Source organism: Micromonospora sp. A202 (genome assembly GCF_006715105.1).
GTDB lineage: Bacteria > Actinomycetota > Actinomycetes > Mycobacteriales > Micromonosporaceae > Micromonospora > Micromonospora zamorensis.
Genome location: NZ_VFMP01000001.1, coordinates 2,988,691 through 3,008,290 on the forward strand (window position 1 = coordinate 2,988,691; position 19,600 = coordinate 3,008,290).

Here is a 19,600-nt window from a genome sequence, read left to right on the forward strand (position 1 = left end):
TGCTGCCGCTGTGGACTTCCACGTGCTGCCCGGTGTAATCGCTCCACGTCAATGTGATCGCTAACATAGTTGGTCGTTAACATGCCCGCAACCCCCGTGACGCCTGCTGTCCGATCCGGTCGTGCCGACTCGCGCCTCGGACGACTGACAGCGTCGTGTCCCACCTCGACGACGGTCTGAGGGCTCCGATGTGGTCCGAAATAGAGGTTATGGCGGAATGGGCCGAATCGGGAAGTGGCGGATCATGATGACCTGCCCTCCGTTGACGCCCGCCGCACCCCTCAGTACGGTGCATCGTAAAACGTGGATGTCAGCGCTGATACGTCAGCGTTACGGTGAGGTTGCGCCGGTCGTCTCACGCCAGTTCAAAAACCCAGGTCAGAGGCAGTGAAAGGGGGTATTGGCGATCACCTGTTAGCGCTAACAGGATGCCCGTTTGTGCTGCTGGGTCTGGCGACAACGAACGCCCGCTCGATCGGCAGCCGGGTGGCGGCAGTCCGCCGAGTCAGACATCGCGCACCGCGCATTCGGTAGGAGAAATCGTGAAGGTGAAAGATCGCACCAGAACCGGCGCCGGCAGCCGCGCCCGACGCGCCGTCGCCTGGCTGGCGAGCATCGTCTGCGTGCTGGCACTGGTGCCCGGCACGGCCAGGGCCGACAACCCCATCGTCCAGCACATCTACACCGCCGACCCGGCACCCCTGGTGCACAACGGCCGGGTGTACCTCTACACCGGACACGACGAGGACGGCTCCACCTACTTCACCATGCGTGAGTGGCGCGTCTGGTCGTCCGCCGACATGGTCAACTGGACCGACCACGGGTCGCCGATGAGCCTGTCGACCTTTGCCTGGGCGGACGCCAACGCGTGGGCCGGGCAGGTCATCGCCCGCAACGGGAAGTTCTACTGGTACGTGCCGGTGCGCCAGCGCTCGAACGGGCAGATGGTCATCGGAGTGGGGGTGGCGGACAGCCCGACCGGGCCGTTCCGGGACGCCATCGGCCGACCTCTGGTCGGCAACAACGAGATCGACCCGTCGGTGTTCATCGACGACGACGGGCAGGCGTACCTGTACTGGGGCAACCCGGGCCTGTGGTACGTGAAGCTGAACTCGGACATGATCTCCTACTCCGGCAGCGCGACCCGGATCACGCTTACCACGGCGGGGTTCGGCACCCGGACCGGCAACGCGAGTCGGCCCACCCTCTACGAGGAGGGGCCGTGGGTCTTCAAGCGCAACGGGTTGTACTACAACGTGTTCGCGGCCGAGTGCTGCTCGGAGTTCATCGCCTACTCCACTGCGCCGGGCCCGACCGGACCGTGGACGTACCGGGGGACGATCATGCCTCGGCAGGGCGGCAGCTTCACCAACCACGCCGGTGTCATCGACTTCAACGGCGGCTCGTACTTCTTCTACCACAACGGGGCGTTGCCCGGCGGTGGCGGTTACACGCGCTCGGTGGCGGTGGAGAAGTTCAGCTACAACTCCAACGGCACCATCCCGACGATCACCATGAGCACCGCCGGGGCGCCGCAGGTGGGCACGCTGAATCCGTACGGGCGGCAGGAGGCCGAGACGATCGCCTGGGGTTCCGGCATCGAGACGGAACCGTCCAGCGAGGGCGGCATGAACGTCGGCTGGATCGAGAACGGCGACTACGTCAAGGTCAAGGGGGTCGCCTTCGGCGGCGGCGCGACCTCGTTCACCGCCCGGGTCGCCTCGGCGACCAGCGGCGGTCGGATCGAGGTGCGGCTCGACAGCGCCAGCGGCCCGGTCGTCGGCACCTGCACCGTGGGTGGCACCGGCGGCTGGCAGAACTGGGCCACCACCACCTGCGCGGTGAGCGGCGCGACCGGCACGCGTGACCTGTACCTGCGCTTCGCCGGCGGCACCGGCAACCTGTTCAACCTCAACTGGTGGCAGTTCGGTGGCACCGGCGGCAGCGGGAACGTCCTGACCAACGGCAACGTCGAGAGCGGCACGACGGGTTGGGGCGTGAACGGCAGCGGCACGCTCTCCACCAACACCTCGGTCGTGCACGGCGGCAGCGGATCGCTGTCGATCACCGGGCGCACCTCGGCGTGGAACGGCCCCAGCCAGGACGTGACCTCGAAGCTCACCAACGGCAAGAGCTACACCACGAGCGTCTGGGTACGCGCGCAGAGCGGCACACCGTCCGCGAAGGCGACAATCGCGCTGACCGCCAACGGCACGACGAACTACCTTCAGCTGACGCCGACGGCGGACGTGAACGTCAACGGCTGGACCCAGCTCACCGGCACGGCGACCGTCTCGTGGAGCGGCACGCTGACCGGGGCCACGTTCTACGTGGAGACGGCGGCGGGCGCCGACAGCCTCCTCGTCGACGACGCCTCGTTCCAGTGACGCGGTGCCGGAGCCGTGCCCGTACGGCTCCGGCAGTCCGCCGCAGCGCGGGATCGGCGCGAGCCCCACTCGACGCTTGACGAACGGCATGTTATCGCTCACAGTCGATGGGTGAGGGCGGCCGCACCTGTGGCTCACCGGGCGAGCCTGCCGGTCGCGCCTCCGCACACGACGTCCGCCCAGGGCATGCCGGACGTCGTGGCAGGGCTCCCACCAACGGCGCCGTGACGGCCACCGGGCTCTCGCTCGTCACGGTCCCGCCGGTGCTTGGGACGAATCCGCAATCGGCACTGCCGTCGGCACTGACATCGCCGCCGCCGGTCTCTCCGACACTCCCGGGAGCAGATTCGGGCGCTGCACCTCCATCGCTGAACCACCACAGAGAAGGAAGTCGCATGAACCACAAACGAGCCCTGCGAGCGGCGGTGACCATCGCAGTGGCCGGCGCCCTGGCAGCCGGAATGACACTGACGATGACCACCGCGGCCAGCGCCGGCACGACCCTGCGGGCCGCGGCGGCGGAGAAGGGCCGCTATTTCGGTGCGGCCGTCGCGACGGGCAAGCTCTCCACCAGCGCGTACACGACCATCCTGAACCGTGAGTTCAACAGTGTCGTGGCCGAGAACGAGATGAAGTGGGACGCCACCGAGCCGCAGCAGGGCCAGTTCAACTACGGCGGTGGTGATCGGTTGGTCAGTCACTGCGCAGGCCAACTGGCATGAGCGTGCGGGGTCATGCGCTGTTGTGGTATCAGCAGCAGCCGGGCTGGGCGCAGGGGATGTCGGGTAGCGCGTTGCGGAACGCGGCGATCAATCATGTGACGCAAGGTGGCGACGCATTTCCGGGGCAAGATCCACTCGTGGGATGTGGTGAACGAGGCGTTCGCCGACGGTGGTAGTGGTGGGCGTCGTGATTCGAACCTGCAGCGCACCGGTAACGACTGGATCGAGGCGGCGTTCCGGGCGGCGCGGGCGGCGGATCCGGGTGCGAAGTTGTGTTACAACGACTACAACACCGATGGGATCAACGCGAAGTCGACGGGGATCTACAACATGGTGCGGGACTTCAAGTCCCGTGGTGTGCCGATCGATTGTGTGGGTTTCCAGTCGCACCTGGGCACGTCGTTGGCCGGTGACTACCAGGCGAATCTGCAGCGTTTCGCCGACCTCGGTGTGGACGTGCAGATCACCGAGCTGGACGTGATGACCGGCGGCAACCAGGCCAGCATCTACGGTGCGGTCACCCGAGCCTGCCTGGCCTGTCTCGCGTTGCACCGGCATCACCACCTTGGGGCGTACGTGACTGTGACTCGTGGCGGGGTTCGGACAACGCCCTGCTGTTCGACTGCAACGGCAACAAGAAGGCCGCGTACACGGCCGTCCTGAACGCCCTCAACGCCGGCCCGGGCATCCCCACGGACCCGCCGCCGACGACCCCGCCGCCCACCGACCCGCCGCCCACGACCCCGCCGCCGGGGACGCCGGACGGTTGCTCGGCGTCGGTGTCGGTCAACTCGTGGACCGGTGGGTTCGTCGCCACCGTGAAGGTGACCGCCGGTTCCGCCGGGACGAACGGGTGGAACGTCAGCGTTGCGCTTCCCGGTGGCGCGAGTGTCACCAACACCTGGAGTGCGACGGCCAGTGGCACCACCGGCACGGTCCGGTTCACCAACGTGGACTACAACGGTCGGCTGGGTACCGGCCAGGTCACCGAGTTCGGTTTCCAGGGCAACGGCAGCGCCTCCGGCCTGACGCCCACCTGCACCGCTTCCTGAGCACACGATGACCGACTGACGTTGGCCGGTGCGGAGAACCACGACGGTCCTCCGCACCGGCCGACATCAGGTCACGCGGTGCGGGTCGATCAGGAGTACGGAAGCCGCAGCACCGACTGGTTGCCGATGCCCACGGTGCTCGGGTTGTTGCCGATCGCCGACCAGACCTCCACCCGGACCGTGCCGTTGCTCAGTGCGCCCAACGTGCCGGTCGCCGAGGACAGGCCGGCGTTCTGGGTGTAGTGCTCGTAGCCGGGGACCGGGTCGGTGGCGAAGTAGCGCAGGGTCTCCACCCGCTCCCAACTGCCGTTGCCCGTGAGGTCGTAGGAGATCCGCACCTGCACGCCGTTGCCGACGGCCGTCCCGGCGTCCACGAACAGGTCGAACGTGGTCTGCCCGCCGGCGTAGGCGAGGTTGAGGCCGGTGGCCGTGAAGACCTGCGCGTTGGTGGGCGTACCGTCGCGGTTTCCGTTGGCCGCCGCGACAGTCGTCGTGGCCGCGCCACCGGCGGCGCCCAACCCGCCTCCGGGCAGCAGGTACCGCGTCGGACCGCCCGTGGCCGGCGGCGGGGTGGTCGTCGGCGGGGGGTCCGTCGGCGGGGGGTCCGTCGGCGTCGTCGGGGGAACGCCGCCGGCCGCGTTGCCGCCGCTCCAGGTGTACGCCCCGGTGGTGGCCGTCTTGCCGGCCCCCACGGTGAGCGTGGCGCCGTTGGAGAAGGTCACCGTGATCGGCGCGGCGGTCGGGTTCGAAGCCACGTAGGTGCGGGCACCGTTGCGCGAGAAGACCGCCGACAGCGGATGGTTGCCGGTCACCGTCGTGTCGACATTGCCCAGGGCCGCGAGGTTGCGGATCCAGTGGAACGTGTGCGCCCGGCTCTCGCCCTCCTCCGGGGTGTAGCCCGGGTTCGCGCGGAGGTTCGCCAGCGCCGCGTCGGGGTCGCCGAGGGCCTGGAACTGCCAGAGGATGTCCTGCCACACCGTCGGTTGTCCGCCGTTGTTGCGGACGAGCTCGGCGTAGTTGGTCCGCACGTACGCCGGATTGTTGCCCAGGTAGAGGTGACCGCCGGTGACCGGCAGCAGGTTGATGCCCTGGATCATCTCCGGCTCGGCGCTGAACCAGGTGGCGTACGCGCCGCCGTCACCCCAGACCATGCCGACCGTCGAGTGCCCGAACGCGGCGGGGAAGTTCTGGTCGCTGACGTCGAACCAGTATTCCTGGATCGCCGCGGCCTGAGTGGTGTAGAGGAAGACACCCGCGTCGCGGACGGCGGTGTCGCCGGTCGTCTGCCCCCACTGGATCAGGGCGCTCGCGAAGTTCATCCCCTCCGACGAGGACTCCTGGTTGTTGCCGGAGCCGAACGAGCCGTGCCCGGACGCCCAGTCGTGGCCGGCGTAGATGTCGAAGTCCCGCAGGTACGGGAAGCGGGTGTCGTCGCGACGGTAGTTGTTGGCGTCCCGGATCAGCAGGTCGACCATGCCGCCGTAACGGCTGGTGGCCGCCCAGGTCGGGTCGAACTTCGCCAGGGTCGCCGCGGCGGCGATGTAGTAGCCGTAGTGGAAATGGTGGTCGTTGAGCTCGTGGTCGGACCCGTACGACGCCGGGTAGCCGATCAGGGTGCCCCAGGTGTTGTCGTAGTAGAAGACCCTGCTGGTCTTGCCGCTGGACGCGGTGAACCAGTCGGTGAGCGTGCTACGGATCGCGTTCAGCGCGCTGTCGCGCGTCGTGGTGTCGTTGACCTGGTCGGCGATCTCGGCGATCCGCGCGGCGCGGCCGAGGCCCTTGCCCGTCCAGTAGGTGTCGTTGCCCCGCTGGTCCATCGGGTTGGCGCGGGTGGCCGCCAGGTGCCCGGTGAGCGTCGACAGGTCACCGCCGCTGCCGTCGCCGACGGCCGGCAGCTCCGGCAGGATGCCCTGGAACTTCATGGCGGTGCGGAACTGGTTGACGCCGGTGAGCACCTTCATCCGGCCGCGCGCCGACGGGTAGGTCGGCGTGATCGCGGTGGAGCCGCTCAGCGACTTCCACTGGTGCGGGTAGAGGCTCACCACGGTCTGCGTGGCGGTGCCCTCCCGGGCGGTCGTGGTGAACGCGTACGTGGTGGTCAGGCCGCTGGTCGCGGGGTTGTAGGCGTACGAGACCTGGGTGCCGGTCACGTGGGCGTGCGCGTACTGACCGTAGGTGGCGGCCAGCGCGGCGCGCTCGGTCGCGCTGGACGTCGGCGGCAGGAGGGCGACGGAGAAGTAGCCGCGACCGGCCAGGGTGGACGAGATCCGGCCCGACGCCACGGTCCAGCTGGCGCCGCTGGGGGCGAACCCGACGTAGTCGTGGCCGTTGACCCGGAAACCGATGGTGGCGCCGCTGTTGGACCAGACGTCGGGGGTGCCGGCGGTGCTGATCTGCGCGTTACCGCCGGTGGTCTGGAAGTACGCGAAGGGCAGACCGTGGCCGATGGTGGCGCGCATGGTGCGCGTGCCGTCGCTCCAGTGCGGGCTGACCGTCCAGTCCGTCCAGCCGTCGACCTTCACCAGGGGAGCGGCGAGCCCGGCCACGCCGACCCGGATGTCCTGCACGTACGGGTAGTGGAACTCCCCGACGCCGGTGGCGGTGCCGCTGATGGCGGGCGTGGAGTTGCCGGAGAAGCCGAGCCCGTCACCGAACGTGTCGTACGAGATCGGGTGGGCGTGCAGCGGCTCACTGAACGAGCAGTCGGTGCGCTTCCACAGCAGGGAGGACCACCAGTCGTTTGTGGGTATCGGACCGGTGGGCGCGTTGGCGGTGGCGAACTGCCGGGGGTTGCTGGACATCGCGCCGCACCCGCTCGGCAGCGGACCGACGGGGGTGGTGGTGTAGCTGCCGGCGCCGACGGGCGCGGCTTCGGCGGAGCGGGTGACGGGGATCGCGAGGCCGCCGACGACCAGGGCCAGCGCGGTGGTGGCGGCCAGGACCCATCGGCGGTGGGGGACGGGAGGTTTCATGGTGCCTCCATCGCGCGTCGGGTGCGGCCCTTGCCGGCTCCGACGCGTTGCGTCTGAATTGGGGGGAAGGTCGGGTGAGAGAGCGCTCTCACGGCCACGGTAGTGGAGGACCTAGATCCCCGTCAATGTGTCCATCCTGTTGCGTACTGATGTCGCTATTTGCCGGCGCCCTCACGCTCGCTCAGCAGCGTCTCCGGCGCGCGCATCCGCCACGCGTCCGTCACCAGCTCGTCCAGGCGTCCGAGGTCGATCTCCGCCAGGCGCAGCAGCACAAGGGGCAGGCCGTCGTAACCGGGCGCGGTGAAGAAGACGTCCGGTTCGCCGAGCAGGAGAGCCTGCTTCTCCGCCTCGTCCCCGACGAACAGCACCGCGATGTCGAGTCGGATCACCCGCGGCCGGCCCGGCACCCGCTCCGGATAGGACCACACGAAGCCCTTGTCGGCCACCCGGAAATCGAAGCCGTCACTGGCGATCTCCACCACGTGCGGCAGGGCCAGCGCCACCCGGCGTACGTCCTCCGCGTCAACCACCGGGACCCCTCACACCGCGTACCGTCCGCATGTGCCGAGATTACGCGGTGGACAGGCCGATCGCGGTCGCCCCGATGACGGCCCGGGTGCCGCTCTCCTGCACGTAGCCGACGACCATGGCACCGCGCGGATCGAGATCGGGCGGCACCGTCAGCTCCATCCGTCCGCCCTCGGCGTCCGCTCCCACCGACGTGAAGGCCCGTACGACGTTGTCCTGCCGTAGCGTCCGCCCGGCGTTCTCCCCCCGGGCGATCTCGCTGTCCAGGCCGCGTTGCACGATCGCCACGTTCAGCACCGCACCCTCCGGTGGCTGATTGACCTGGTAGTCCAGCACCACCCGCGGCCCGCCGACGTCCGGTGCGGACAGCGTGAGGGTGGTGGCGGCGGTCGTGGCAAGGGCGGACGCGATCGCACCGGCCGCCCGTCGACGATCGGACCCGACGAACTCGACGGTGCCGTTGACGACCATCTGCGGCGTGTACAGACGTCCGGAGCCGAAGGCCCGGGCGTACGCCTCCTGCCGCGCGGTGTAGGCAGCGTCGGCGAACTGGTCGGGCCAGCCCAGATCGTCCCAGTAGTCGACGTGGAACCCGAGGCCGAAGACAGGTTGACCCCGTTCCCGGGCGTCACTCTCGATCTCGGTCAGCAACTCCTCGGCGGGAGGGCAACTGGAGCAGCCCTGTGAGGTGAACATCTCCACGACCGCGAAGCCGCCGTCCGTCGATGGGTTCGTCATGTGGCGTGTCTCCTCCCACGTGCCGGCTGCGGCGCTGCGTTTCCCGTTCCGGCCCGGACAATGCGCGGCGGGTGTCTCCTGCTGGCCTCCGGGGAGGCGTCACCGGCGCGGGTGGTTGGATGGTCGGGTGCAGTTCACCGTGACAGACGCGCCGGAGCGGGAGCGCTTCGAGGCGCGCGACGAGGCGGGCCTGGTCGCCGGGTTCGTCACCTATCAGCTGACCGGCTCGATCATCGCCTACACCCACACCGAGGTCGACCCGGCGTTCGAGGGCCGGGGCGTCGGGTCGACGCTGGCTCGCGCCGTGATGGACGACGCGCGCGCAAAGCGCCGGACCGTCGTGCCGATCTGCCCGTTCCTCGCCGACTGGCTGGTCAAGCACCCGGAGTACGAGGGCATCGTGGTCCGCTCGACCCGCAAGGTCAAGTAGACCGCCCCCTTCCGCCCTTCATCCCGTCGGGAGACGTGCACGATGACAGCTCAGACCTTCCGGGCGCTGCACCACGGCCGCGCCCTCGGAGACCCGCTCGTCCTCCCCGGTCCCTGGGACGCGGCCAGCGCGCTGGCCTTCGCCGAGGCCGGCTATCCCGCGCTCGCCATCCCCAGCGCCGGGGTCGCCGCCTCGCTCGGCTACGAGGACGGCGCGACCCCGCCCGACGAGATGTTCGCCGCGGTGGCGCGGATCGTCCGGGCCGTCTCCGTCCCGGTGTCCGCCGATGTCGAGGGCGGGTACGGCCTCACCCCCGGCGAGCTGGTCGGGCGGCTCCTGGAGACGGGCGCCGTCGGCTGCAACCTGGAGGACTCCGAGGGAGGCGCCACGCTGAAGGATCCGCAGCGGCACGCGGACTGGCTGGCCGAGGTCCGCGCGGAGGCTGGCGACGCGCTCGTCATCAACGCGCGCGTCGACACGTTCCTCGTCGGCGCGGGTGACCCGGCCGACGCGGTGGCACGAGCCCGCCTCTACACGGCCGCCGGCGCCGACTGCGTGTACCCCATCCTGGCGCCGCCGGAGCTGCTGCCGGTGCTGCGCGAGGGCATCACCGGCCCGATCAACATGGTCGCCGGCGCGGACAGCGAGTCTGTGGCCGAGTTGGCGCGCTGGGGCGCGACGCGCATCACCTTCGGGCCGGCCATGCAGCGGTACGCCATCGGGGCGGTCGGCGACCTCGCGGCACGACTGCGCGCCTGAGCCCGCCCGCCGTCCCGGGAATGATCAAGCGCCAGCCGCGATCGGTCGGGCGCCAGCGGCGCGGCGATCGGTCGGGCGCCAGCCGCGCGGTGGTCGGTCAGGCGTCGGCGCGGGCGGCGAGGGCGTCCACCAGGCGGCGGGCCGAGCCGGCCAGGTTCCACCGTCCGGCCAGGTCGAGCAGCCGCTCCGGGTCGACCGGGGCGGCCGGCAGCGCGGTGGGCAGCTCCGGCAGTGGCACGTCCAGGGCGACCCGGACCACCGTCGGCGCCACGGCCAGGTAGTCGCGGGCCGCGGCCAGCTTGGTGCGCAGGCCCGGTGCGAAGGACGAGTCGGAGTCGTCCAGCGCGGCCAGGATGCCGGCGATGCTGCCGTACCGCTCGATGAGCCGGGCGGCGGTCTTCTCACCGACGCCGGCGACCCCGGGCAGCCCGTCGCTGGGGTCGCCGCGCAGCGCGGCGAAGTCGGCGTACCGGTCGGCCGGGACGCCGTAGCGTGTCCGCACTGCGGCGTCGTCGCAGTCGTCCAGCTTGGCGACGCCGCGCCCCACGTAGAGCAGCCGGACCGGCCGGGTGTCGTCGATGAGCTGGAACAGGTCCCGGTCGCCGGAGACCACCTCGACCGGGCCGGGTTGGGTCACCGAGAGCGTGCCGAGCACGTCGTCGGCCTCGTAGCCGGTCGCGCCGACCGCGGTGATGCCCACGGCGGTCAGCACCTCCAGGATCATCGGCACCTGCGGGGAGAGCGTGTCCGGGACGATCTCGCCGCCCTGCGGGGCCACCCGGTGCGCCTTGTACGACGGCAGCAGGTCGACCCGCCACGCCGGGCGCCAGTCGTAGTCGAGGGCGCAGACCATCCGGTCGGCGCCCCGCACGCGAATCAGGGTGGCGAGCATGTCGAGGAAACCGCGTACCGCGTTGACCGGGGTGCCGTCCTCGGCCTTGGCTGCGGACTCCGGAATGCCGAAGTAGGCCCGGAAGTAGAGGCTCGCTGCGTCGATCAGCAGGATCGGGGGTCGGTGTGCCACGCCGGACAGCCTGGCACAGCCGTCCGACGATCCGGGGTACCCCCGGCCGCCCGGTGCCGTCAGCGCTGGTCGTCGTGCCGGTAGACGGTCTCCCGCCGGGCCAGGTGCTGCACGACGTAACTGGTCACCAGCAGCAGGATCGCGACCAGCACCTCGACCCAGGCCGCGACGCCGTCGGCGACGGTGAGCCCGATGATCAGCAGAGCCAGGCCGACGAGCGCGAGGACCCCCGCCCACAGTTGGCGGCGACGGCGTGTCGCCGCCCGGTTCGCCTCGTTCCCTGCCACGTCGGTCCTCCCGGTCGGGGTCGCCCGCGCGGGACCCCGATCCCAGGCTAGGGCCGCGGGGGACGCGCCGGGCCGGAAAACGACCGTGCGGGCTGGTCGCCGCGCGGCGCAGACTGCCGGTATGGCGTTTCTTCCCGGCCTGACGTTGGCCCGTCGCTACCACGACGAGGTGGTCGCGCCGATCCTGCGCCGCCGGTGTCCCGACCTGCCGTACGCGGCCGGACTGCTCGACGGCGGCTCGGAGTTGCTCGGCCTGGACACCGTGCGGTCCACCGACCACGACTGGGGGCCACGCGTGCAGCTGTTCGTCCCGGCAGCCGAGGCGGCCCGGGTCCCCGCGCTGCGCGCCGCGCTCGACGCCGACCTGCCGGTGGAGTTTCTGGGTTGGCCGACCCGTTTCGTCGGCGAGGACGGGCGGCTGGGCGTCTCCGACCCGGCGGGCAGCCGGCACGGGGTCGACGTCGCCGAACTGGCCGGCTGGTGGCGCGACCGGCTCGGCTTCGACCCGGCTGCCGGGGTCACCACGGCGGACTGGCTCGCCACCCCGACCCAGCGGTTGGCGGAGGTGACCGGGGGCGCGGTCTTCCATGACGGTCTCGGTGGGGCGCTGACGGCCCGGCGTACGGCGGTCAGCTGGTATCCGACGGACGTGTGGCGCCACGTGCTCGCCTCCGCCTGGACCCGGATCGCCCAGGCGGAGCACCTGCCCGGCCGGTGTGCCGAGGTCGGTGACGAGCTGGGCAGCCGGGTGGTGACAGCCGGGCTGGCCCGGGATCTCCTGCGGCTCGGTCTGCTGCTGCGCCAGCGTTGGCCGCCATACGACAAGTGGCTCGGCACGGTCTTCAGCCGGCTGGACGACGCCGAGCCGGTGGTCGTGGCGCTGGCCGACGCGCTCGGCCCGGGCGACTGGGCGCGGCGTCAGGCGGGGCTGGTCGAGGCTCTGGAGACGGTGGCCCGATGGACCGACGAGACCCGTCTCGCGGTGCCGGTGCGCGCCCGGGCGCGGCCGTTCCACAGCCGCCCGTTCCTGGTGCTGCGCGCCGAGCGGATCGCCGCCGCGCTGAGTGCCGCCGTGACCGACCCGGCGCTGCGTGTCCGGCCGCTGGTGGGCGCGGTCGACCAGTACGTGCACAGCGTCGATGTCCTCACCGACGCGGCCCTGGTGCGCCGGTTCGCCGGCAGCGTCTGATCAGCCGCCCGGTCACCGATCCCCGACACCGACCGCCGACCGCCGACCGCCGACCATGGTGGTCGTGCCGGCGGTCCACCAGCGCCAGAACACCCCGGCCCGTTCGTCGACGTGCATGTCGCCGTCCCCCGTTCGCCGAGCCAGCGCGTTCCAAACTGGAACGGACTATAGTCGGAGCGGGAGCAACGGAGGTAGCGGGTGCGGCGAGAGGATCTTGCCGATGCGGACTGCGGCATCGCGCAGGCGCTCGGCGTACTGGGGGACTGGTGGACGTTCCTCATCGTGCGCGACGTCGCCGGTGGGACGACCCGCTTCGACGCGTTGCAACGCGAGCTGGGCGTCAGCCGACGGGCGCTGACCGAGCGCCTCGGCGCGTTGGTCGAGCACGGTGTGTTGGAGCGCCAGCCGTACTCACGACACCCCCCGCGCTACGACTACCTGCTCACTGCGAAGGGCGAGGGGCTCCTACCGGTGCTGATCGCCCTGCAGGACTGGGGGACGAGGCATCTGATGGGTGATGGAGAGTTGACCGCGACGGCCGACGCCGGGTCTGCCGAGGCGCGCCGGGCACACGACCTGATCGGGCGGCGGTTGCCCGAGGCCGTGCTGCCGGGTGCCGACGGTCAGCCGGTGTCGGTGGCCGCCACGGGCGAGTGGAGCGTCCTCTACCTCTTCCCCGGGGCGTACGCGCCGGGGACGCAGGGCTATCCGCCGGCCTGGTCGGAGATCCCCGGTGCCCGGGGCTGCACCCTCGAATCGACCACCTACGCCAAGCGGCACCCGGACTTCCAGGCCGCCGGGGTGCGGGTGTACGGGATCAGCACGCAGCGACCGGACCAGCTCGCCGACTTCTCCGCGTACGCCGGGCTGCCGTTTCCGCTGCTGTCCGACCAGGACGGCCGGCTGGCCGCCGGGCTGCTGCTGCCCGTCTTTCGCGCCGGTGGGATGACCCGGTTCAAGCGACTGACGCTGCTGGTCGACCCGCAGGCGGTGGTGCGGGCCGTGCAGTTCCCGGTCACCGACCCGGCCGGCTCGGTGGAGGAGATGCTCACTCTGGTCCGCGAGCACGCACCGATCCCCGGCTGACGCGGGGCTTTGACCGGGCACCCGTAGCGCTGGTCCGTCTGCGAGCCAGCACAGCCGTGGCGACCTGCGCGATCCAGATGGCACCGGCCATGGTCATTATCAGGGGGACGAGGTTCGGGCCAGAGATGTGGAACGGCTGCGCGGTCATCGCGACCCCGAGCATGAGGCACCCCACCCACGCCCCGACCGTGCAGACGGCGTACGACACCGTGACGTCGGAGCTGGACTTCATCCTCCCCACGTACCGGCCCACGGTCGGGGGTACGGCCAGCAGCAGACCGAGCGGTATGGCAAAGAGAACGAACGCGCCGAACACCAGACCGCCGCCGGCGGCGATGCTCACGCAGATGAGCAGGATCGGGATGACGGTCGGGGCCGACCACTGCCCGCGGTGCACGACCCGCTGGAATCTGGATTCCATTGCACGTCCTCAGTCGGTCGGCAGCGTCCGGCCCGACCCGATCGGTCCACATCTATGATCGGCCGCAGGGTCGGGTCACTCTAGCTGCCGACGGCGCGACCTGCTCGCCGACGTCACCGCGTACGCCGTTGCCGCTGCTCACCCATCCGGATGACCCTGCCTGCCCTGGCTCGCGAGCACGCACCGATCCCCGGCTGACGCGGGGGCGTCGACCGGGGATCGTTGCGACCGAACCGTCAGGCCGGGAGCGTCCAGCGCTGGTTGGCGCCGGCGAAGCAGTCCCAGATCTGCAACCGGGTGCCGTCGGCGGAGCTGTTGTCGCTGGCGTCCAGGCACTTGTTCGACTGCGGGTTGCGCAGCGTGCCGTTGGACTGCGACTGCCAGACCTGCGCGCCGCTGCCGTTGCAGTCCCAGAGCTGGATCTTCGCGCCGTTGGCGGTCGCGCCGTTGGTGATGTCGGCGCACTTGCCGAGGGCGCGCAGCGTGCTGTCGCTGGCCACGGTCCAGGTCTGCGCGTTGGTGCCGTTGCAGCCCCATAGCTGGATGGGGGCGCCGTTGGCGGTGCTCGCCGAGGCCACGTCGAGGCACTTGCCGCCGATGCCGGTGATCCGCCCGGTGCGGCCGGTCGGCGGCGGCGTGGTGCCGCCCATGATCGTGTCGTACATGGCGCTGACCAGCGAGGTCGAACCGGTGGTGTCCTGCGACAGCTCCCAGTTCATCACGCCGCCGGCGTTGGCGAGTGCCCACTGCGTCTTGCGCTTGACCGTCGGGATGCCGTTGTAGCACTGCTGGGCGCCACCGGCCGTGGTGCAGTCCCGGTTGGCGTTGGCCGGGTCCAGCGCGACCAGTGCCGAGTAGGTGAAGTAGCCGGGGCGGCTGTAGAACGGGATGCCGAGCACGGCCTTGCTGGCCGGCAGGCCCCGGGCCTTCCACAGGTTGATGCTGTTGATCGACCAGTCGTAGTTGGCGTGCGGGCTGCCACCGTCGTACGCCATGATGTTGAGCCAGTCGACCTGGTTGAACACGGCCGTCTGCACGCCGTCGACGGAGTAACCCTCGCTGACCACGGCGGCGGTGAGCAGCTTGCCGCGGCTGTGCATCGCGCTGCCGAGCTGCGTCATGAGCGCCGCGTAGTTGTTGGCCGAGGCGCCCGGGTCGGGGTATTCCCAGTCCATGTCGACGCCGTCCAGGTTGTACTGGTTGACGAAGTTGACCAGGTTGTTGACGAAGGTGGTCCGGCTGCCGGAGTTGACGGCCAGGGCCTCGAAGGCCGAGTCGTTGCCGTCGTTCCAGCCGCCGACGGCGATCGACACCTTGACGTTGTTGGCGTGCGCGAGGGAGACCAGCGAGGAGAGCTTGCTCGGGTTCTCGACCGCACGCAGGCTGCCGTCGTTGTTGGGCAGCACGAACGCGTAGTTGATGTGGGTGAGCTTGTTGTACTGGATGGTGTTGACGTTGCCGGCCCAGGAGGGCATGTAGCCGACGCTCTTGAAGTTGTTCGGCAGCACCACGGCCTGCGCGGCATTGGGGGTGATGGCGAGGGTGGCGCCGGCGGTGGCCAGCGCGAGGAGGCCGGCGGTGAGGGCGCGGCGCAGTGGTGAGGACATCGGGGGCCTTCCCGTGGGCGGGGGACGACGCCCGCCCGCGCAGGGTTGTCGCGGGCGGGAGTTGCGGGGGGACGCAGGGACGGGTGGGCCTCGAGGCAGCCAAATCTTAAAGAGTGTTAACTGTGCGCGTCAATCAACGTCGATGGATTTTCCGACGATCGGTGTCGATATGGGGTTTGCCCAAACGACCGTTAAGCTGACGGGGTGGGAATCGACGAGCTGTATCCGCCGGATCGGCTGATCGCCGCGCAGCGCGCCACCGCCGCCGCCGGCCTGGACGCCCTGCTGCTCACCCCCGGCTCCGACCTGCGCTACCTGAGCGGCTACGACGCCCACGCGGGGGAGCGGCTGACCTGCCTGGTGCTGCCCGCCGAGGGCGAGCCGACCCTGATCGTGCCCCGGCTGGAACGCCCGGCGGCGGAGGCGTCCCCCGCGCCCGCCACCGGGGTCCGCATCGTCGACCACGTCGACGGCACCGACCCGTACCCCCTGGTGGTCGCCGCCCTCGACGGCCCGCCGGCGGCGGTGGGGCTGGCCGACCGGATGTGGGCCGAGCAGGTCCTCGCGCTGCGCGCCGCGCTTCCCGGCGCCGCGCAGCGGCTGGCCGGCGAAGTGCTGCGTGAGCTGCGGATCCGCAAGTCCCCCGCGGAGGTGGCGGCGCTGGCCGAGGCCGGCGCCGCCATCGACGAAGTGCACCTGCGGATGGGCGAGTGGCTGCGCCCCGGCCGCACCGAGGCTGAGGTCGCGACGGACATCGCCGCAGCGATCCGGGCCGCCGGGCACGTCAGCGTGGACTTCGTCATCGTGGCGGCCGGCCCGAACGGGGCCAGCCCGCACCACGGCACCTCGGACCGGCCGATCGGCGTCGGAGAGCCGGTGGTGGTCGACATCGGCGGCACGATGCCCTCGGGCTACCGCTCGGACTGCACCCGCACCTACCTGGTGGGAGGGTCCGCGCCGGCCGACTTCCTGGACTACTACACGGTGCTGCGCGACGCCCAGCGCGCTGCGGTCGCGGCGGTGCGGCCCGGGGTCACCGGCGCGGCGGCCGACGCCGCGGCGCGGGAGCCGATCGCCGCCGCCGGCTACGGTGCCGCGTTCCTGCACCGCACGGGGCACGGCATCGGTCTCGACGGTCACGAGGAGCCCTACCTGGTGGCCGGCAACGACCAGCCCCTGGAGGCCGGCATGGCGTTCTCCATCGAACCGGGGATCTACCTGGCGGGCCGACACGGCGCCCGTATCGAGGACATCGTCGTCTGCACAACGGACGGCGTGCAACGGCTCAACACCACCCCCACGGAGCTCATCGCGCTATGACTGTCGACCGGATCCTCCCCACCGACGAGGCCCACGACCTGCTGGGTCTCGCCACCGAGCTCGCCGACCGCGAGCTCGCGCCGAAGGCCGTCGCCTTCGAGGAGCGCGCCGAGTTTCCCCGCGAGGTGCTGCGTACCCTCGGCCGGGCGGGCCTCCTCGGGCTGCCCTACCCCGAGGAGTACGGCGGCGCAGCCCAGCCGTACGAGGTGTACCTGCAGGTGCTGGAGATCCTGGCCAGCCGGTGGCTCGCGGTCGCCGAGGCGGTCAGCGTGCACACCCTGTCCTGCTACCCGGTGGCGGCGTTCGGCAGCGACGAGCAGCGCAAGCTGTTGCCGGACATGCTCGGTGGCGAGTTGCTGGGCGCGTACTGCCTCTCCGAGCCGCAGGGCGGCTCCGACGCGGCGTCGCTGAGCACCCGGGCGGTCCGGGACGGGGACGCGTACCTGGTCTCCGGCACCAAGGCGTGGATCACCCACGCGCGGACCGCCGACTTCTACAACGTCTTCTGCCGCACCGGGGGCCCCGGCCCGAAGGGGATCTCCTGCCTGCTCGCCGACGCGGGCACCCCTGGCATCGCCCCGCAGGCGGCCGAGCGGACGATGGGTCTGCGCTCCTCCCCGGTGGCGCAGATCGCCTTCGACGAGGCACGCGTGCCGGCCGACCGGTTGATCGGCGGCGAGGGCGTGGGCTTCACCATCGCCATGTCCGCGCTGGACTCCGGCCGGTTGGGCATCGCGGCGTGCGCGGTCGGGCTGGCCCAGGCGGCCCTGGACTACGCGGTCTCCTACGCCCGGGAGCGGCAGCAGTTCGGTCGGTCCATCATCGATTTCCAGGGCCTCGGCTTCCTCCTGGCCGACGCGGCCACCCAGATCTCCGCCGCCCGTGCGCTGACCCTCGCGGCGGCCCGGTTGCGGGACGCGGGTCGCCCGTACGCGATCGAGGCGGCCAAGGCGAAGCTCTTCGCCACCGACATGGCGATGCGGGTGACCACCGACGCGGTGCAGGTGCTCGGCGGCGCGGGCTACGTGGCCGATCACCCGGTGGAGCGGTACATGCGTGAGGCCAAGGTGTTGCAGATCGTGGAGGGCACCAACCAGATCCAGCGTCTGGTGATCTCCCGGGCGCTCGCCCAGGGCTGAGGGCGGCGCGTGGTGGTGGGGCTGCGGTGGTTCGCCGTGGCCCACCGCCCGCGTGGCCGCGTCGGGCGCTGCGTCGCAGTCGGGCGGTTTTCCCGGTAGGTTGCACGCCGTGGAGGAGATCGACCGCGCTATCGTCGCCGCGCTGACCGCCGACGGCCGTCTGTCGTACACCGACCTGGCCGAGAAGGTGGGGCTGTCGGTGTCCGCGGTGCACCAGCGGGTGCGCCGGCTGGAGCAGCGTGGGGTGATCAAGGGGTACGCCGCCCGGGTCTCGTTCGAGGCGCTGGACCTGCCGCTGACCGCGTTCGTGGCGATCCGCCCGTTCGACCCGTCGCAGCCGGACGACGCGCCGGAGCGGCTGTCCCACCTGCCCGAGATCGACTCCTGCTATTCGGTGGCGGGGGAGGACTTCTACATGCTGCTGGTGCGGGTGGCCAGTCCGGCCGACCTGGAGCGGGTGTTGCAGGAGATCCGCACCTCGGCGAACGTCACGACGCGGACCACCGTTGTGCTGTCCACCCCGTATGAGAACCGGCCGCCGAAGATCAGTGCCGCGGTGCCGAGTCGGTCGCGGTCCCGGGCGCCGGAGGAGCCGGCTGGTTCCACCGCAGGATGACCTGTCGGCCGTGCTCGTGACCGAGTGCGCTGACCGTGGCGGTCTCCAGGCGGAGCCGTCCGCCGGCGGACGGGGGCAGGCCGATCCAGCGGGCGCCGAGCACCCGCAGACTGTGCGCGTGACCGACGAGCGCGACGGTGCCGCGGTCGAGCAGCGGGGTGACGCGGGCCAGCACCCGGTCGAGCCGTTCGCCCACCTGCGCGGGTGACTCGCCGCCGGGGCAGCCGTCGGTCCAGATGTTCCAGTGCGGCTGGTCGGCGTGGATGTCGACGGTGGTGCGGCCCTCGTACTCGCCGTAGTTCCACTCGCTGAGGTCCTCGTCGACGGCGTCGACGGTGAGGCCGGCCAGCTGCGCGGTGCGCAGCGCCCGGGAGCGGGGGCTGGCCAGCACTGTCACGAAGCGCCGGCCGGCCAGGAACGCGGCGAGGGTGCGCGCCTGTCGCTCGCCGTCGGGGGTCAGCTCCAGGTCGGTGTACGAGGTGTGCCGCAGGCTGGCGCTCCACGTGGTTTCGCCGTGCCGGATCAGCAGGAGCTCTCCCATGCGGCCAGTTAACCACCGTGGCCGGGGGTCGGCATGCGCCCACCCTCAACCTATCTTCCTAGGATGCCTTAGCGGGTGTGCCGACCGGCACCGCCGGTTTCGGCACCGGGAGAGCGGGCAAGCGTGCGAGGACAATCGCCAGACCGAGGAGGCGCGATGAGCTTCACCGAGAAGGCAAAGAACAAGGTCGAGCAGATGGCCGGCGCCGCGCGGGAGCGCATGGGCGACATGACCGACAACGAGCGGATGCGTGGCGAGGGCGCCAGCCAGCAGAGCGACGCGCGCGCCAAGCAGGCCGGTCAGAACGTCAAGGACGCCGGTCGCAACGTGAAGGACTCATTCAACAAGTGACCTGAGCGGTTCACGGGTCCCCGGGCGCATCGTCGCCCGGGGACCCGCTGTGTGTGGCGGCTAGTCTCGCCGGGTGACAGTGCTCCGTTCGCTGGTGTTGTTCGCGTTGGCCGCGCTGGCCGAGATCGGTGGCGCCTGGCTGATCTGGCAGGGCTGGCGGGAGCATCGTGGCCTGTGGTGGATCGCCGCCGGGGTGGTCGCGCTGGGCTGTTACGGGTTCGTGGCGACGTTCCAGCCGGATGCGAACTTCGGCCGGATCCTGGCCGCCTACGGCGGGGTGTTCGTGGCCGGTTCGTTGGCCTGGGCGATGGTGGTGGACGGCTTCCGCCCGGACCGGTGGGACCTGACCGGCGCGGCGTTCTGCCTGCTCGGCGTCGCGGTCATCATGTACGCGCCGCGCGGGGGTTCCGCCTGACCCGCGCAGTGGCTGC

The 19,600-nt window shown here is 71.0% G+C and carries 18 protein-coding genes and 1 pseudogene; 11 read left to right on the forward strand and 8 right to left on the reverse strand.

Features of this window, described 5'->3' with window-relative positions; genetic code table 11:
* Positions 1–635: 635 nt before the first annotated feature.
* Together FBZ33_RS13890 and FBZ33_RS13895 are read left to right on the forward strand one after the other, a co-directional pair.
* Entirely contained in the window at positions 636–2,387 is a 1,752-nt protein-coding gene (locus FBZ33_RS13890; RefSeq protein WP_221629541.1) for a family 43 glycosylhydrolase, read from the forward strand.
* A 395-nt stretch (positions 2,388–2,782) separates the two neighbouring features.
* A pseudogene (locus FBZ33_RS13895) lies at positions 2,783–4,161 on the forward strand (endo-1,4-beta-xylanase).
* A gap of 89 nt (positions 4,162–4,250) precedes the next feature.
* Here the strand turns inward: FBZ33_RS13895 and FBZ33_RS13900 are convergent.
* From FBZ33_RS13900 to FBZ33_RS13910, 3 genes are all read right to left on the reverse strand, one after another.
* A complete protein-coding gene (locus tag FBZ33_RS13900) occupies positions 4,251–7,133 on the reverse strand; it encodes a glycosyl hydrolase (protein ID WP_141909358.1) in 2,883 nt (960 codons plus the stop codon).
* Positions 7,134–7,288: 155 nt separating this feature from the next.
* On the reverse strand, positions 7,289–7,663 hold the full coding sequence (locus FBZ33_RS13905; protein WP_141909359.1) for an MmcQ/YjbR family DNA-binding protein: 375 nt from the start codon (positions 7,661–7,663) through the stop codon (positions 7,289–7,291).
* Positions 7,664–7,703: 40 nt separating this feature from the next.
* Positions 7,704–8,399, reverse strand: a complete 696-nt coding sequence (locus FBZ33_RS13910) for a thioredoxin family protein (RefSeq protein WP_141909360.1) — start codon at positions 8,397–8,399, stop codon at positions 7,704–7,706.
* A 127-nt stretch (positions 8,400–8,526) separates the two neighbouring features.
* Between FBZ33_RS13910 and FBZ33_RS13915 the strand changes: the two genes are divergently transcribed.
* The gene (locus tag FBZ33_RS13915; RefSeq protein WP_141909361.1) at positions 8,527–8,829 is read left to right on the forward strand and encodes a GNAT family N-acetyltransferase; all 303 of its coding nucleotides are present in this window, start codon (positions 8,527–8,529) and stop codon (positions 8,827–8,829) included.
* Positions 8,830–8,871: 42 nt separating this feature from the next.
* On the forward strand, positions 8,872–9,588 hold the full coding sequence (locus FBZ33_RS13920; RefSeq protein ID WP_141909362.1) for an isocitrate lyase/phosphoenolpyruvate mutase family protein: 717 nt from the start codon (positions 8,872–8,874) through the stop codon (positions 9,586–9,588).
* Positions 9,589–9,685: 97 nt separating this feature from the next.
* Here the strand turns inward: FBZ33_RS13920 and FBZ33_RS13925 are convergent, their stop codons facing one another.
* Positions 9,686–10,612, reverse strand: coding sequence for a 5'-3' exonuclease (locus tag FBZ33_RS13925; protein WP_141909363.1), 927 nt, complete (start codon positions 10,610–10,612; stop codon positions 9,686–9,688).
* A 59-nt stretch (positions 10,613–10,671) separates the two neighbouring features.
* Positions 10,672–10,899, reverse strand: a complete 228-nt coding sequence (locus FBZ33_RS13930; RefSeq protein ID WP_088948142.1) for a hypothetical protein — start codon at positions 10,897–10,899, stop codon at positions 10,672–10,674.
* 121 nt (positions 10,900–11,020) lie between these two features.
* Between FBZ33_RS13930 and FBZ33_RS13935 the strand changes: the two genes are divergently transcribed.
* Together FBZ33_RS13935 and FBZ33_RS13940 are read left to right on the forward strand one after the other, a co-directional pair.
* Positions 11,021–12,088 (forward strand): DUF4037 domain-containing protein, encoded by a 1,068-nt coding sequence (locus FBZ33_RS13935; protein WP_141909364.1) that lies wholly within the window; start codon positions 11,021–11,023, stop codon positions 12,086–12,088.
* Positions 12,089–12,286: 198 nt separating this feature from the next.
* Positions 12,287–13,174 carry a winged helix-turn-helix transcriptional regulator gene (locus FBZ33_RS13940; protein WP_141909365.1) on the forward strand — a complete coding sequence of 296 codons (888 nt, stop codon included), beginning with the start codon at positions 12,287–12,289 and terminating at the stop codon, positions 13,172–13,174.
* Here the strand turns inward: FBZ33_RS13940 and FBZ33_RS13945 are convergent.
* Positions 13,137–13,595: a hypothetical protein gene (locus tag FBZ33_RS13945; RefSeq protein WP_141909366.1), complete on the reverse strand. Its 459-nt coding sequence runs from the start codon at positions 13,593–13,595 to the stop codon at positions 13,137–13,139. The genes FBZ33_RS13940 and FBZ33_RS13945 overlap by 38 nt on opposite strands.
* A gap of 236 nt (positions 13,596–13,831) precedes the next feature.
* Positions 13,832–15,202 (reverse strand): glycosyl hydrolase family 18 protein, encoded by a 1,371-nt coding sequence (locus FBZ33_RS13950; protein ID WP_141909367.1) that lies wholly within the window; start codon positions 15,200–15,202, stop codon positions 13,832–13,834.
* Positions 15,203–15,406: 204 nt separating this feature from the next.
* Here FBZ33_RS13950 and FBZ33_RS13955 point away from each other — a divergent pair, with 204 nt between their 5' ends.
* From FBZ33_RS13955 to FBZ33_RS13965, 3 genes are all read left to right on the forward strand, one after another.
* On the forward strand, positions 15,407–16,522 hold the full coding sequence (locus tag FBZ33_RS13955; RefSeq protein ID WP_141909368.1) for a Xaa-Pro peptidase family protein: 1,116 nt from the start codon (positions 15,407–15,409) through the stop codon (positions 16,520–16,522).
* Entirely contained in the window at positions 16,519–17,661 is a 1,143-nt protein-coding gene (locus FBZ33_RS13960; protein ID WP_141909369.1) for an acyl-CoA dehydrogenase family protein, read from the forward strand. The genes FBZ33_RS13955 and FBZ33_RS13960 overlap by 4 nt, the downstream gene beginning before the upstream one ends.
* A 109-nt stretch (positions 17,662–17,770) precedes the next feature.
* Positions 17,771–18,277, forward strand: coding sequence for an Lrp/AsnC family transcriptional regulator (locus FBZ33_RS13965; RefSeq protein ID WP_099853440.1), 507 nt, complete (start codon positions 17,771–17,773; stop codon positions 18,275–18,277).
* On the opposite strand, the gene FBZ33_RS13970 is transcribed toward FBZ33_RS13965, so the two are convergent.
* Positions 18,207–18,818, reverse strand: a complete 612-nt coding sequence (locus tag FBZ33_RS13970; RefSeq protein WP_141909370.1) for a histidine phosphatase family protein — start codon at positions 18,816–18,818, stop codon at positions 18,207–18,209. The two genes, FBZ33_RS13965 and FBZ33_RS13970, sit on opposite strands and share 71 nt — an antisense overlap.
* A 156-nt stretch (positions 18,819–18,974) precedes the next feature.
* Here FBZ33_RS13970 and FBZ33_RS13975 point away from each other — a divergent pair, with 156 nt between their 5' ends.
* Both FBZ33_RS13975 and FBZ33_RS13980 read left to right on the forward strand, forming a co-directional pair.
* The gene (locus FBZ33_RS13975) at positions 18,975–19,169 is read left to right on the forward strand and encodes a CsbD family protein (RefSeq protein ID WP_088948150.1); all 195 of its coding nucleotides are present in this window, start codon (positions 18,975–18,977) and stop codon (positions 19,167–19,169) included.
* Between the two features lie 73 nt (positions 19,170–19,242).
* Positions 19,243–19,584, forward strand: coding sequence for a YnfA family protein (locus FBZ33_RS13980; RefSeq protein ID WP_088948151.1), 342 nt, complete (start codon positions 19,243–19,245; stop codon positions 19,582–19,584).
* Positions 19,585–19,600: the final 16 nt, after the last annotated feature.